A 2,717-nucleotide genomic window follows, 5' to 3' on the forward strand; every position below is an offset into this window, starting at 1 on the left:
GGCGGCGGCGACCTTTTGGATCATCTCGTGGGGCGTCACGGTGGCGGCCCGCAGTTCATCCCCCAGCCCGTTGTCCGTCACCCGGCCATCGGGCAGCACCTGGTAGAGCTGGCTTTCTTCGGCCGAGCCGGAGGCGTCATAGGCCAACTGAGCGCCGTCCGCCGTGCTGAGGTAGAAGGCCAGATTGCTCTCGGGGTGGATGCGCAGCGCGGCAATCCCCTGGGCAAAATCCGTGGTGTCGATAAAGCCCTCGTACAACCAGGGTTCGGCGCCGATGCCGGTGGCGTCCGGTGCGCTGCGGCAGTACCAGCCACGCAGGGCGAAGCCTGGCGGCAGGCTGGCATTGCCAAAAACATTCGCCAACACGAAAAGGGTTTCGCCGGCGGGTATCGGTGCGCAAGGCTCGCTGACCACATACTGCTCTGCACTCGAGTGCTTGAGGATGCAACCGACTCGCCGGCCATCCGCCGTTGCCTGCATACGGTCATGGGCATAAGGGGCGGCGGTTGCCAGGTCAGTGAAAACCCAGCTCAGCGGCGTATCAATGGGGGCTGCGGCGGCGAAAGGCGTTTCGGGTTCCCAGGTGGCCGGGACCCGGCCCTGGACGTTGTACCAGGTCTCATCCGCCAGCAGCACCGTCAACTCACCGAGTTTTACCAGCTCTTTGATCAGCCCTTCACGCGTGCCGTCAAACCCTTGTACGCGGGCCACACCCTGGCCATCGCGTTCAACTTGTGCCAGGTACTCGCCGAATTCACGCTCGGCCCGAGAGCCGCTGACAGCGTATTTGATCAACGTACCGTTCGTTCCGCTGGTGTAAAGCACCTTGATCTGATCGGAAAAAACCAGCGTCATGTCGATCGCTTGAGTCGACGGTGTACTGATCAGGAACGCCAGCTGTCGCGAGGTTTTTTGAGGATAGTTGGCACGCACCTCGGCCAGGTCGTAGACAGGTCGATTGAACTCGCCAACCATTTGGTGCCCTTCAAGCTCGACCCGCGTCAGAGCGTTGTCGGTGGGCAATGCCCCGCCCCACAACGACAGCCACCTGTCAGGGTCTGACAGCCTGGAGGCCACAAACAGCCCATCGCTGCGCTTGAAGATGTAAGCCTGGAGAAAAGAGCCGTGGGGCGAACCCACCTTGTAATGCAGGTAGCGTGCGACATCATCGGCAGTGACGAAGGCAGGGCTCAGCGACGCATGGACTTTCGCGAAGGCCCTCCATTGCGGTCCTACTACTCCGGCCTTGTCCCATACGCGTCCGGGCTCAACCACCGTCAGCGTGCCCACGGCAGCCACTTGCCGGACAAACTCGGAAGGGCTCAAGGTAGCGTCCTTCAAGCGTCCGTCGAGATCCGCGCCGCGATTGGCGAACAGCTGGGACTGCGCCTGCGAGCCGGTGCAGTGGTACATCAGCAGCGCGCCGTCGTTGGCGCGCAAGTAAAAGTGCAAGCCCAGGTCGTCGGTCCCCGCCATCATCACCACGGCAGCCAACGCAGAAGCCGTGAAGAAGTTTTCCGCCAGCCACGACTCTTTCGCCACGGTCGGTTTCGCTTGCGGTGATAGGGAGCAGTAAATACCGAAGGTCAAAAACTCACTGTCCGCCTTGTGCACTTTTGGCAGTGACAACTTGCCACTGGTCAGCGCAAACGCTGCCTTGAGTTCATCCGACGGAAATTCGGCCACGTACTGGTTCGACGCGCTTTTGTACAGGTAGCCAAAGAGACTCTCCTGCCGTGCAAACCCCAGCGGCGGCAAGACTGATCGCACCGCGTCCTGCCACCGGCGGCTGACTTGGCTGGCGAGAGGCGCCAGTGCGTCCTGCCCGATTTGCGACAGGGTCTGATTGAGGGTCCACGGCGCCAGCAGTTGGCCAGGCTTTCCGCCCAGCTCGGCGTTGGCAACGATGACCCGCAGGTAGCCGGCCCTGGCCGTCTCATTGATAAAGGCGATGTAGTCGTCGAAATCGGCCGCAGGCTTGGCCGCCATCAACTGGTTCAAGAAGCTGGCCTCAGTCGCAGAGCCGCTGCTTTCATACTGGATGAGCGAGCCATAGAACCCGGACAGGTAGTAACGGGTGCACAGCATGCGCACCTGGATGATGATGCGCAGGATATTGATGGGGAAAAAGCTGCGATCCAGGCGGCGCTGCGCGCCTGTCCAGTGCTGTATCTGCGCGGAGCGTCGGGTGCCATCCTCGCCGCGCGAACTGTACAGGGCGTGAACGCTGTGGCCCTCGTACGCCAGGAAATTCCTGTTGGCATCGACCTTGAGCAGGTCGCTCTGGAAATCGAATGCAGTGGCGGTGCCGGCCACCGGCACGCTTGGCAGGTACATCCCGTCATCACGCTTGAAAACCAGCCCGCCAAATACCGTCTCGCGCCGGTTGCCGATCTGTTGATGCGCCCAATGGGCGGCATCGTGATCGGTAACGAACGCCGGCCCCAGATGGGGAACCGGCCTGCGCGTGCTCGCCGCTTGATCGTCTTGAATGTGAGTACTGTCCATGTTCATCGTCACTTGAGTGAAGTTAAGAAAACTGGCGCTGCCCCTGGGTTGCCGGGGGCACCAGGCAGGCTTCACTTTCAAGGGTTTGGCTGGACGCAGGCATTAGATAGTTAAGGCTCGGGGCGCCAGGCACCATCAGGGTGCGCCTGCACGCACAGCCTGCGTTGATTGGCGCCGCATTGGTGCATCGCCCACCCCCACAGCCCGGT

Annotated in this window: 1 pseudogene; it reads right to left on the reverse strand. The window is 61.8% G+C overall.

The window, feature by feature from the left end:
- Positions 1-2,508 (reverse strand): annotated as a pseudogene (locus HX846_RS33060) (hypothetical protein); the annotation flags it as partial.
- Between the last annotated feature and the right edge of the window lie 209 nt (positions 2,509-2,717).

It is taken from the genome of Pseudomonas sp. K5002, from assembly GCF_013386655.1.
Taxonomy (GTDB): domain Bacteria; phylum Pseudomonadota; class Gammaproteobacteria; order Pseudomonadales; family Pseudomonadaceae; genus Aquipseudomonas.